The organism is Kitasatospora sp. NPDC038210 (genome assembly GCF_055600605.1).
The window spans coordinates 89,767-100,841 of record NZ_JBVJYK010000028.1; the positions used below are offsets into that span (position 1 = coordinate 89,767).

General features: G+C 71.2%; 9 protein-coding genes. All 9 read left to right on the plus strand.

Annotation, left to right across the window (positions count from 1 at the left end):
• The first annotated feature begins 98 nt into the window (after positions 1-98).
• The 9 genes from ACZ7KX_RS36045 to ACZ7KX_RS36085 all read left to right on the plus strand — a co-directional run bounded on the left by ACZ7KX_RS36045 (position 99) and on the right by ACZ7KX_RS36085 (position 10,647).
• The gene (locus tag ACZ7KX_RS36045) at positions 99-1,610 is read left to right on the plus strand and encodes a gamma-aminobutyraldehyde dehydrogenase (protein ID WP_470330179.1); all 1,512 of its coding nucleotides are present in this window, start codon (positions 99-101) and stop codon (positions 1,608-1,610) included.
• A gap of 56 nt (positions 1,611-1,666) precedes the next feature.
• Positions 1,667-2,917 carry a polyamine ABC transporter substrate-binding protein gene (locus ACZ7KX_RS36050; RefSeq protein ID WP_350524563.1) on the plus strand — a complete coding sequence of 417 codons (1,251 nt, stop codon included), beginning with the start codon at positions 1,667-1,669 and terminating at the stop codon, positions 2,915-2,917.
• A gap of 38 nt (positions 2,918-2,955) precedes the next feature.
• Positions 2,956-4,098, plus strand: coding sequence for an ABC transporter ATP-binding protein (locus tag ACZ7KX_RS36055; RefSeq protein ID WP_350631285.1), 1,143 nt, complete (start codon positions 2,956-2,958; stop codon positions 4,096-4,098).
• Positions 4,095-5,021 (plus strand): ABC transporter permease, encoded by a 927-nt coding sequence (locus ACZ7KX_RS36060; RefSeq protein ID WP_470330180.1) that lies wholly within the window; start codon positions 4,095-4,097, stop codon positions 5,019-5,021. Before ACZ7KX_RS36055 ends, ACZ7KX_RS36060 begins: the two co-directional genes overlap by 4 nt.
• A complete protein-coding gene (locus ACZ7KX_RS36065) occupies positions 5,021-5,824 on the plus strand; it encodes an ABC transporter permease (protein ID WP_350524560.1) in 804 nt (267 codons plus the stop codon). The genes ACZ7KX_RS36060 and ACZ7KX_RS36065 overlap by 1 nt, the downstream gene beginning before the upstream one ends.
• A 61-nt stretch (positions 5,825-5,885) precedes the next feature.
• On the plus strand, positions 5,886-7,280 hold the full coding sequence (locus ACZ7KX_RS36070; RefSeq protein WP_470330181.1) for an NAD(P)/FAD-dependent oxidoreductase: 1,395 nt from the start codon (positions 5,886-5,888) through the stop codon (positions 7,278-7,280).
• Positions 7,281-7,435: 155 nt separating this feature from the next.
• On the plus strand, positions 7,436-7,867 hold the full coding sequence (locus ACZ7KX_RS36075) for a bifunctional DNA primase/polymerase (protein WP_470330182.1): 432 nt from the start codon (positions 7,436-7,438) through the stop codon (positions 7,865-7,867).
• A 120-nt stretch (positions 7,868-7,987) separates the two neighbouring features.
• A complete protein-coding gene (locus ACZ7KX_RS36080) occupies positions 7,988-8,779 on the plus strand; it encodes a nucleotidyl transferase AbiEii/AbiGii toxin family protein (protein ID WP_470330183.1) in 792 nt (263 codons plus the stop codon).
• 344 nt (positions 8,780-9,123) lie between these two features.
• Positions 9,124-10,647, plus strand: a complete 1,524-nt coding sequence (locus ACZ7KX_RS36085; RefSeq protein WP_470330184.1) for a CoA-acylating methylmalonate-semialdehyde dehydrogenase — start codon at positions 9,124-9,126, stop codon at positions 10,645-10,647.
• The last annotated feature ends 428 nt before the right edge of the window (positions 10,648-11,075 follow it).

The window sequence follows — 11,075 nt, forward strand, 5'->3', positions numbered from 1 at the left end:
CCCGATGATCGACAGGACGGACTCCCGCCCCCGCAGACCCCCACCGCGGAGGCGGCGCTCCGTCGCTCAGTCGTACCACCGGCACTTGGAGGAACCAGATGGACCTGACCGACTTCGGCGCGGGCGCGCAGTACATCGCGGGCCGCCCGGCCCGGGGGAGCGGCGAGCCCTTCCAGGTCGTCAACCCCGCCGACGGCAGCGTGGTCGAGCAGGTCGCGCTGGCCGGCACCGACGACGTCGACGCGGCCGTCGCCGCCGCGAAGGCCGCGCTGCCCGGCTGGTCCTCCGCCACCCCCGGCGCGCGCTCCGAGGCGCTCACCCGGCTGGCCGCCGTGCTGACCGACGCCTGCGGCGACCTCGCCCGGGTGGAGACCGCGCAGACCGGCAAGCCGGTCAAGCTGGCCACCGAGTTCGACGTTCCCGGCACCATCGACAACGCCGCGTTCTTCGCCGGTGCCGCCCGCAACCTGGAGGGCAAGGCGGCCGGCGAGTACTCCGGCGACCACACCTCGTACGTGCGGCGCGAGGCGATCGGCGTGGTCGGCTCGATCTCGCCGTGGAACTACCCGCTGCAGATGGCCGCCTGGAAGATCCTCCCGGCGATCGCCGCGGGCAACACCATCGTGCTCAAGCCGGCCGAGCTGACCCCGCTGACCTCGCTGATGTTCGCCGGGGCCTGCACGGCGGCGGGCATCCCGGACGGCGTGGTCAACGTGGTCACCGGCGCCGGGCGCACCGCCGGCGAGCACCTGGTCGGGCACCCGGACGTCGCGATGGTCTCCTTCACCGGCTCCACCGGGGTCGGCAAGCGGGTCGCCGAGCTCGCCACCGCGAGCGTCAAGCGCACCCACCTGGAGCTCGGCGGCAAGGCCCCGTTCGTGGTCTTCGACGACGCCGACCTCGATGCCGCCGTGCACGGTGCCGTCGCCGCCTCGCTGATCAACGGCGGCCAGGACTGCACCGCCGCCACCCGCGCGTACGTCCAGCGCCCGCTGTACGACGCCTTCGTGGCCGGGGTGGCCGAGCTGTTCGCGGCGATCCGGATCGGCGACCCGCTGAACCCGCGGACCGACCTCGGCCCGCTGGTCTCGTACGCCCACCGGGACCGGGTGGCCGGCTTCGTGGAGCGCGCCCGCGGCTACGCCACCGTGGTCACCGGCGGCCGCGTGCCCGAGAAGGGCCACGACGGCAGCGACCTCACCCGGGGCGCGTACTACCCGCCCACCCTGATCACCGGCGCGGCCCAGGACAGCGAGGTCGTCCAGGGCGAGGTCTTCGGCCCGGTGCTGGTCGTGCTGCCCTTCGACGGCGACGACGAGGGCCTGCGGCTGGCCAACGACACCCCCTACGGCCTGGCCGCCTCCGCCTGGACGAGCAACGTGCACCGCTCGCTGCGCGCCACCCGGGAGATCGCGGCCGGGTGCGTCTGGGTCAACGACCACATCCCGATCATCAGCGAGATGCCGCACGGCGGCTACAAGGCGTCCGGCTACGGCAAGGACATGTCCCAGTACTCGCTGGACGAGTACACGCAGGTCAAGCACGTCATGTTCGACACCACCGCGGTGGCCCGCAAGGACTGGCACCGCACCGTCTTCGGAGACAGATAACCCCCGGACAAGGGCGCTTCCCCCCACGCCCCTCTCTCCCCCAGGAGGCCCGTTCCATGGCGTTCAACGAGCTCACCGACGGTCTGCCCGAACCGGTCCGCAGGGCCTGGGAGCGCAGCCTGACCAGCGGCCGGGCCGCACTCGGCCGCCGCACCCTGCTGCGCGCCGCCGCCCTCACCGCCGGAGCCGGCACCCTGGCCGCGTGCGGCATCCCGGCGGCCCCCCGGGCGACCGGAGACTCCACCGCGAACGCCGCCAAGGACCTCTCGGACACGGAGAAGGAGGTCGCCTTCTCCAACTGGCCGCTGTACGTCGACACCGACGAGAACGACAAGGAGAAGCACGGCACCCTGGAGGCCTTCACCCAGGCCACCGGGATCAAGGTCAGGTACAACGAGGACGTCAACGACAACGTCGAGTTCTTCGGCAAGATCAAGCCGCAGCTCGCCTCCGGGCAGGACACCGGCCGCGACCTGATGGTGCTCACCGACTGGATGGCCGCCCGGCTGATCCGGCTCGGCTGGGTGCAGAAGCTCAACCCGGCGAACGTGACCACCGCGATCACCACCGTCGAGTCGCGCTTCCGAGCTCCCGACTGGGATCCGGGCCGGCTCTACTCCTACCCGTGGGCCGGCATCCAGACCGTCGTCGCGTACAACAAGAAGGCGACCAAGGGGAAGGAGGTCACCAGCGTCTCCCAACTGCTGGACGACCCCGAGCTCAAGGGCCGGGTCACCTTCCTCTCCGAGATGCGCGACAGCATCGGGATGGTGCTGCTGGACCAGGGCAAGGACTCCGCGAAGTTCACCGCCGACGACTTCGACGGCGCGATCGCCCGGCTGCAGAAGGCCGTCGACAGCAAGCAGATCCGCCGCTTCACCGGCAACGACTACGGCCAGGAACTCTCCTCCGGCGACATCGCGGCCTGCATCGCCTGGGGCGGCGACCTGATCCAACTGCGCGCCGACAACCCGGACATCGAGTTCGTCATCCCGGAGAAGGGCTTCCTCTCCTCGACCGACAACATGCTGGTTCCGGCCAAGGCGCAGCACAAGGCGAACGCGGAAAAGCTGATCGACTTCTACTATCAGCCGAAGATCGCGGCGCAGCTGGTCGCGGGCATCGGCTTCGTCTCCGCCGTCACCGGGATGCAGGACGAGCTCGCCACCCTCGCCCCGGACTCCGCGGCCAACCCGCTGGTCGTACCCACCCCCGAGATGGCGGCCAAGGCGCACGTGTTCCGCACGCTCACCGAGAGCGAGGAGAGCGACTTCGAGCAGAAGTTCTCCAAGCTCATCGGCGCCTGACCCCCCTCCCGGCAGAGAGACCCAGGAAGACACCACCCATGACAGACCAGCAGCGAGACTCGGCCGCCGGCGGCGACGTCCGGCTCACCGGCATCGGCAAGACCTACGGCGCCTTCACCGCCGTCCACCCGCTCGACCTGACCGTCCCCCAGGGCTCCTTCTTCGCCCTGCTCGGCGCCTCCGGCTGCGGCAAGACCACCACCCTGCGCATGATCGCCGGCCTGGAGGAGCCCACCAGCGGCACCGTGCTGATCGGCGGCCAGGACGTCACCGCCCTGCCCCCGTACAAGCGGCCGGTGAACACCGTCTTCCAGAGCTACGCCCTCTTCCCGCACCTGGACATCTTCGAGAACGTCGCCTTCGGCCTGCGCCGACGCGGCAAGAAGGACGTCAAGAAGCAGGTCGACGACATGCTGGAGCTGGTCGAGCTCGGCCAGTACGCCCGGCGCAAGCCGCACCAGCTCTCCGGCGGCCAGCAGCAGCGCGTCGCCGTCGCCCGCGCGCTGATCAACCACCCGCAGGTGCTGCTCCTGGACGAGCCGCTCGGCGCGCTCGACCTCAAGCTCCGCCGGCAGATGCAGCTGGAGCTCAAGCGGATCCAGACCGAGGTCGGCATCACCTTCGTGCACGTCACCCACGACCAGGAGGAGGCCATGACCATGGCCGACACCATCGCGGTGATGAACGGCGGCCGGGTCGAGCAGCTGGGCGCGCCCGCCGAGCTGTACGAGAACCCCGCCACCACCTTCGTGGCCAACTTCCTCGGCCAGTCCAACCTGCTGCCCGCCGAGGTCACCGGCAGCGAGGGCGGCGACCTGCTGCTGAGCGCGGCCGGCGCCCGCCTCACCGTGCCCAGGGCGCGCTGCGCCACCGACGCCAAGCGCGTCCATCTCGGCGTGCGCCCGGAGAAGATCACCATCACGCACGCCTCCGAGGAGGTCGCCGACGGCCGCAACAAGCTGGCCGGCACGGTGCTCGACTCCAGCTTCATCGGCGTCTCCACTCAGTACGTGGTGCGCACCGACGGCGGCCAGGAGGTCACCGTCTTCGAGCAGAACATGGAGCGCGACGCCCGGATCGTCCCCGGCGCCGCCGTCCGGCTGCACTGGAACCCGGCGCACTCCTTCGCCCTGGACGCCTCGCAGGCGATCGACGCGGGCACGGCGGAGGAGGCCGCATGACCACCACCACCCCGGCCGCGCCGCCCCAAGTCGTCCCGCTGGTGGCGGAGCGCAAGCCCAGGCGCAAGCTCACCCCGTACTGGCTGCTGCTGCCGGGCATCGCCTGGCTGGTCGTCTTCTTCGCCGTCCCGATGGTCTACCAGGGGTCGACCTCGCTGCAGACGGGCTCGCTCGAAGAGGGCTTCAAGGTCACCTGGCACTTCTCGACGTACTGGGACGCCCTGGTCGAGTACAAGTGGCACTTCGTCCGCTCGTTCTCGTACGCGGCCGTCGCCACCGTGCTCTGCCTGGCCGTCGGCTACCCGCTCGCGTACACGATCGCCTTCAAGGCGAGCAAGCGCTGGCGCAACGTCATCCTCATCCTGGTCATCGCGCCGTTCTTCACCAGCTTCCTGATCCGCACGCTGGCCTGGAAGACCATCCTGTCCGACGGCGGCCCGGTGGTCGGCGCGCTGAACGCGCTGCACGTCCTGGACCTCACCAACCTGGTCGGCCTCACCTCCGGCGACCGGGTGCTGGCCACGCCGCTCGCGGTGGTCTGCGGCCTCACCTACAACTTCCTGCCGTTCATGATCCTGCCGCTGTACACCTCGCTGGAGCGGATCGACCCGCGCCTGCACGAGGCGGCGGGCGACCTCTACGCCCGGCCGTTCACCACCTTCCGCAAGGTCACCTTCCCGATCTCGCTGCCGGGCGTGGTCGCGGGCACCCTGCTGACCTTCATCCCGGCGTCCGGCGACTACATCAACGCCCAGCTGCTGGGCTCGCCGAGCGAGCAGATGGTCGGCAACGGCATCCAGAAGCAGTTCCTGAACGTGCTCGACTACCCCACGGCCGCCGCGCTGAGCTTCATCCTGATGGCCCTGATCCTGGGCATGGTGACGGTCTACATGCGCAAGGCCGGGACGGAGGAACTGGTCTGATGTCCCGGATTCTGAAGTGGGTCCGCGCCCACCTGGTGGTGCTGGCCGGCCTGCTGGCCCTCGCCTACCTGGTGCTGCCCAACCTGGTCGTGCTCGCCTTCTCGTTCAACAAGCCGGTGGGCAAGTTCAACTACGAGTGGAACGAGTTCTCCACCGACGCCTGGACCAACCCCTGCGGCGTGGCCGACATGTGCCAGTCGCTCTCGCTCAGCCTGCAGATCGCGGTGTTCGCCACCATCGGCGCCACCGTGCTCGGCACCATGGTCGCCTTCGCGCTGGCCCGCTACCGCTTCCGCGGCCGCTCGGCCACCACCGCGATGATCTTCCTGCCGATGGCCATGCCCGAGGTGGTCATGGCCGCCTCGCTCGGGACGCTCTTCCTCAACATGCGCATCCCGTTCGGCTTCACCACCATCCTCATCGCGCACATCATGTTCTGCCTCAGCTTCGTGGTGACGGCGGTCAAGGCGCGCGTGATGAGCATGGACCCGAGGCTCGAACAGGCCGCGCAGGACCTCTACGCGACCCCCGTCCAGACCTTCCTGAGGGTCACCCTGCCGCTGGCGGCGCCGGGCATCGCGGCGGGAGCGCTGCTCAGCTTCGCGCTCTCCTTCGACGACTTCATCATCACCCAGTTCAACTCGGGCCCGACCACGGTCACCTTCCCGATGTTCGTCTGGGGCGCCTCGCAGCGCGGCATCCCGGTGCAGGTGAACGTCATCGGCACCGCGATGTTCCTCGCCGCGGTCGTGCTGACCGTCGCCGGCCAGTGGCTCGGCAACCGGAGGAAGGCCACCGCCTGACGTACGGTCGGTCAGCGGTGGCTCGTACTGTCATCTATCCGTAGAAAGTGGCTGATAATGCATGGACTCCGCCCGCGCACTCAGTGACGCAAGGCCCACCCCCTTCTGGCTGGAGGACCCGGGCCGGCCGACGGCGCTGCCCGCCCTGGTCGGCGACACCACCTGCGACCTGCTGGTCGTCGGCGGCGGCTACTCCGGCCTGTGGACCGCCCTGATCGCGAAGGAGCGCGACCCCTCCCTGGACGTCGTGCTCGTCGAGGGCAGCGAGGTCGGGTGGGCCGCGTCCGGGCGCAACGGCGGATTCTGCGCGGCCAGCCTCACCCACGGCTTCGGCAACGGCCTGGAACGCTGGCCGTCCGAACTCGCCCAGCTGGAACGCCTCGGTGCCGCCAACCTCGACGGCATCGAGGCCACCCTCAAGCGCTACGGCATCGACGCCGAGTGGGAGCGCACCGGCGAGATCGACGTGGCCACCCAGCCCCACCAGGTCGAGGAACTCCATGAGGTCGCCGAGGCGGTCGCCCGCTACGGCCTCGACATCACCGTCCTGGACGCCGACCAGCTGCGCGCCGAGGTGAACTCGCCGACCTTCCTCGGCGGCCTCTGGGACAAGGATGGCGTGGCCATGGTCCACCCCGCCAAGCTCGCCTGGGGCCTCAAGGACGCCTGCCTGAGCCAGGGCGTGCGGATCTTCGAGCACACCCGGGCCACCGACCTGCGGGAGCACGGCAGCGGCATGGCCGCCCGCACCCCGTACGGCCGGGTCTTCGCCCGCAGGGTCGCCCTCGGCACCAACGTGTTCCCTTCCCTGCTCAAGCGGGTCCGCCCGTACGTCGTCCCGGTGTACGACTACGCGCTGATGACCGAGCCGCTCACCGACGAGCAGCTCGCCTCGATCGGCTGGCGCGGGCGGCAGGGGCTCGGGGACAGCGCCAACAAGTTCCACTACTTCCGGCTCTCCGCCGACAACCGCATCCTCTGGGGCGGCTACGACGCGGTCTACCACTACGGCGGGCACGTCCGGCACGAGTACGACCAGCGGCCGGAGACCTTCCGCACCCTGGCCGGCCACTTCTTCCGCTGCTTCCCGCAGCTGGAGGGGCTGCGCTTCACCAACGCCTGGGGCGGCGCGATCGACACCTGCAGCCGGTTCTCGGCGTTCTTCGACACCGCGTACCGGGGCAAGGTCGCGTACGCGGTCGGCTACACCGGGCTCGGCGTCGGCGCGACCCGCTTCGGCGCCGAGGTGATGCTCGACCTGCTCGCGGGCGAGCGCACCGAGCGCACCTCGCTGGAGATGGTCCGCAGCAAGCCGCTGCCGTTCCCGCCCGAACCGGTGCGCTGGGCCGGGATCGAGATCACCACCCGGTCGCTGGAGCGGGCCGACCGCAACGGCGGCCACCGCAACCTCTGGCTGCGCACGCTCGACCGGCTGGGGCTGGGCTTCGACAGCTGACCTGGTGCATCCAACCGGGTGAACGTCCACCACCCGAGTGCTCAGGACCCGTGTAAGAGGGACCCGCCGTCCGCCTCTCCCTGGTGACGGCGGGTCCCGGTCATTCCCGCCGCCCGAACTGTACGAACGGCGAGAAGCGAGAAGCGGGGACAGACATGGAGAACACCGGACTGCACTGGCTCGTACAGGTGGCACCGGACCCGGAGGCCTTCCTGGAGCGGTGGGAACGCACCGGGCTGGGCCTGGTGCTGCTGCCGGCCGGCCGGCGCTGGGACGTCCTCTCCGTCCCCGGACGGCTCGGACGCCGGGCACTGGAGATCCTGGGCACCGTCCTCTGCGGCCCCGTCCTCACCGACTCCGGCGAGGAGCACCTCGGCTTCCTGGTGCCGGTCGGCACCGCCGCCCGCTGGATCGGCACGGGCGTGCGCAGCGCGGGGGAGGGCACCTGGATCGTCGTCCCGCACCCCGGGCGCAGCAGTCGGGGCGTGCGCTGGCTCGTTCCGCCTGACGGCTCCGGGCGGCTCACCGACCCCGTGCTGCTGGAGCTCGGCCTGCACGAGGCCGCGGCGGGTCTCGGCGGGTGGTGAGCGGGCCGGCGGTGGTGCACGGGGCGACGGTGGCGCGCGGGCAACGGTGGTGAGCGGGTCGACGGTGGCGTGCGGCGCGACGGTGGCGCACGGCGCGGGCGGTCGCGTCAGACTGGAGGCGTGACCACCGCTCCGCACGCCGTAGACGCGTCCCTCCGACCGGGCCCGGCCCAGCTGCGCCTGGCCGGGCTCGCCGCGCCGGTCTGTGACCGGCACGGCCTCGCCCTGGCCGGCGGACACGCGCTGCGCGCCCACGGCGTCGCGGCCTGCGCACAGGACGGGCTCACCCTGGTGACCGGCGGTGCCGACCTGCCCGAGGTGGCCGAAGCGCTCGCCGGGGCGTACCGCGCGGCAGGTGGCGGGGTGGCCGAGCGTCCGGGCACCCCGCGGCTGGAGCAGCTCACCGTCCGGCTGGCGCTGGGCGGCCGGACGCACACCGTGGAACTGCGCAAGGAACCGGTCGGTCACCGGTCGGTCCGGCTCGACCTGGGCGCACCCGGGCCGGACGAGCCGCCTGCGGTGCTGCCGGTCGTGGCCCTGGAGGACGCGGCGGCGCTGACCACCGCGCTGCTCGTGGACCGGGGCATGCCGCGCGACCTGGTCGACGTCCACGCGCTGACCCGCTGCTACCGGGAGGGCGAACTGCTCGCGCTGGCAGGGGAACTGGACCCGGACTTCCAGCCCGCCGCGCTCGCCGACCGGCTGGAGACGCTCGCCGAGGCGGCGGACGGGCGGTTCCGCGCCCGGGGCGTCCCGGCCAGGGCCGTGGCCGGACTGAAGCGCTGGGCGCTGGCATGGGCGCAGGACCTGCGGCTGGACCTGCTGGAGACCCAGGAGGCGGCGGACGGGCTGCACGATCCGTACCTGGAGGACCCGTACCCGGGGGATCCGTCCTCGGAGGAGGAGTCCTAGACGCGTCCCGGAGGATGCGGCGCGGGGCGGGGGAGCGGTGGCTCCGGCCCGGGGCGGCCCCGGGCCTGCGGGCGCCGTGGCCTGCGGGCGCGCTGGCGTGCGGGCACCCTGGCCTGCGGAGACCCCCCGGGCGTGGGCGGAGCACGTTCGGAGTAGCGGCCGACGACCTGTAAGGCTGAATCCGAGATCCCCGTCAGCCTGTTCGTTGAGCAGGGCCGGGACGGGGACCAGACTGGAAGGCGAGCGCGGTAGCCCCGTGAATCCCGTCGCCCGGCCCATTCACGGGCGGCGCCACACCGGACCGGCGGCAGGATGCCGCCCGGGACTTCGGAGGCAGACGGACCTTGAGCAAGCACATCATTCACTGGATCGGCGGCAAGCCGGTCGCCACCGCCGGTGCGGCGCCCCGCCGCGGTGACATCTTCGACCCGGCCACCGGCCAGGTCGCCGGCCAGGTCGACTTCGCCGGGATCGCCGAGGTGGACCAGGCCGTGGCCGCCGCCGCCTCGGCCTTCGCCGAGTGGCGCACCGCCTCGGTCGCCAAGCGGTCGACGGTGCTCTTCGCCTTCCGCGAGCTGCTGAACGCCCGCCGCGACGAGCTGGCCTCGATCATCGTGTCGGAGCACGGCAAGGTGCACTCCGACGCCCTGGGCGAGATCGCCCGCGGCCTGGAGGTCGTGGAGTACGCCTGCGGCATCCCGCAGCTCATCAAGGGCGGCTTCACCGAGCAGGCCTCCACCGGCATCGACGTGTACTCGATCCGCCAGCCGCTCGGCCCGGTCGCCGTCATCTCGCCGTTCAACTTCCCGGCGATGGTGCCGATGTGGTTCTTCCCGATCGCCATCGCGGCGGGCAACACCGTCGTGGTGAAGCCCTCGGAGAAGGACCCGTCCGCCGCCAACTTCCTCGCCGGGCTGTGGAAGGAAGCCGGCCTGCCGGACGGCGTCTTCAACGTCGTGCACGGCGACAAGGTGGCCGTCGACCGCCTGCTGGAGCACCCGGACATCAAGTCCGTCAGCTTCGTCGGCTCCACCCCGATCGCCCGCTACGTCTACGAGACCGGCACCCGCTACGGCAAGCGCGTGCAGGCCCTGGGCGGTGCCAAGAACCACATGCTGGTCCTGCCCGACGCCGACCTGGACCTGGCCGCCGACGCCGCCGTCAACGCCGGCTTCGGCGCGGCCGGCGAGCGCTGCATGGCGGTGTCCGTGCTGGTCGCGGTCGACCCGATCGGCGACGAGCTGGTCGAGAAGATCAAGCAGCGGGTCGCCACCCTCAAGGTCGGCCCGGGCTGCAACGGCGACTCCGAGATGGGCCCGCTGGTCACCGGCCAGCACCGCGACAAGGTCACCTCCTACGTGGAGTCCGGTGTCGCCGACGGCGCCGACCTCGCGGTGGACGGCCGCAAGCACCCGGTCACCGCCGAGGACAAGGACGGCACCCCGACCGCCGACGGCTTCTGGCTCGGCCCGACGCTGTTCGACCACGTGAAGCCCGGCATGTCCGTCTACAACGACGAGATCTTCGGCCCGGTCCTCTCGGTCGTGCGCGTCTCCTCCTACGACGAGGGCCTGGCGCTGATCAACGCCAACCCGTACGGCAACGGCACCGCCCTCTTCACCAACGACGGCGGCGCGGCCCGGCGCTTCCAGTTCGAGGTTGAGGTCGGCATGGTCGGCATCAACGTGCCGATCCCGGTGCCCGTCGCCTACTACTCCTTCGGCGGCTGGAAGGCCTCCCTGTTCGGCGACGCCCACGCGTACGGCCCGGACGGCGTGCAGTTCTTCACCCGCGGCAAGGCCGTGACCCAGCGCTGGCTGGACCCGTCGCACGGCGGCATCAACCTCGGCTTCCCCACCAACAACTGAGCCCGTCCCGCGCGGCGCGCCGGCCGGACCCCTCTCCCCGGGGCCAGGCCGGCGCGCTTTTGCCTGCCGTTTGCATCCGGCCCCAGAAGCGCGTAGAGTTCTTCGAGCTGCTCGGCAGGGAGCACCGGACACGCGTCTGCGCGGACGGTCCCGGGGCGGCCAATCCTCTGAAACACCACTTCCCAGGTTCGGGCTGGGTTGCGTTCGCATTTCTGCGTCGCGGCTCGGTTCTTATTCGGCGTGCTCGTTTTATCGGATTGCGGTCGATTCGCCTTTCGGGGCAGGGATCGGCTAGAGTTTGAAACGTCGGACGGGGCGTCAAACCCCAGAAGGCACCGGCGAGTCGGATGAACGAAGCCCCGGAAACGGAGCGGAAAACATCTGATAAGCTGGAAACACGAAAGAACGAAGCCCGGAGGGTCCGCTGG

Coding starts and splice junctions, on each gene's coding strand:
- ACZ7KX_RS36045 (WP_470330179.1), top strand. CDS start 99: ATGGACCTGACCGACTTCGGCGCGGGCGCGCAGTACATCGCGGGCCGC.
- ACZ7KX_RS36070 (WP_470330181.1), top strand. CDS start 5,886: ATGGACTCCGCCCGCGCACTCAGTGACGCAAGGCCCACCCCCTTCTGG.
- ACZ7KX_RS36075 (WP_470330182.1), top strand. CDS start 7,436: ATGGAGAACACCGGACTGCACTGGCTCGTACAGGTGGCACCGGACCCG.
- ACZ7KX_RS36050 (WP_350524563.1), top strand. CDS start 1,667: ATGGCGTTCAACGAGCTCACCGACGGTCTGCCCGAACCGGTCCGCAGG.
- ACZ7KX_RS36060 (WP_470330180.1), top strand. CDS start 4,095: ATGACCACCACCACCCCGGCCGCGCCGCCCCAAGTCGTCCCGCTGGTG.
- ACZ7KX_RS36065 (WP_350524560.1), top strand. CDS start 5,021: ATGTCCCGGATTCTGAAGTGGGTCCGCGCCCACCTGGTGGTGCTGGCC.
- ACZ7KX_RS36055 (WP_350631285.1), top strand. CDS start 2,956: ATGACAGACCAGCAGCGAGACTCGGCCGCCGGCGGCGACGTCCGGCTC.